General features: G+C 43.5%; 1 protein-coding gene. It reads left to right on the top strand.

Going from position 1 to position 375, the window contains the following annotated elements; genetic code table 11:
• Positions 1-375 (top strand): transketolase C-terminal domain-containing protein (locus SPADD19_RS11060; protein ID WP_277619484.1); only part of this gene is annotated, 375 nt, incomplete at both ends.

Here is a 375-nt window from a genome sequence, read left to right as displayed (position 1 = left end):
CTTGAGTACAAATCAGAATTCAACCAAAAAGGGGAAGTGCCAGTTGATCCAGACTACACAATTCCACTTGGTGTCGGAGAAATCAAACGTGAAGGAACTGACGTCACTGTCGTAACGTACGGAAAAATGCTTCGTCGCGTGATGCAAGCTGCTGAAGAATTAGCAGAAGAAGGGATCTCAGTAGAAGTAGTAGATCCACGGACCTTGGTTCCACTTGATAAAGAGATCATCATTAATTCTGTCAAGAAGACAGGAAAAGTAGTCCTTGTCAATGATGCCCACAAAACAAGTGGCTATATCGGAGAAATTTCAGCTATTATCTCTGAATCAGAAGCATTTGATTACTTGGATGCACCAATCCGCCGTTGTGCGGGG

It is taken from the genome of Streptococcus parasanguinis (assembly GCF_001578955.1).
GTDB classification, from domain to species: Bacteria; Bacillota; Bacilli; order Lactobacillales; family Streptococcaceae; genus Streptococcus; species Streptococcus parasanguinis_U.
The sequence above is the reverse complement of the archived record's forward strand: the minus strand, read 5'-3'. Positions and strand labels throughout refer to the sequence as shown.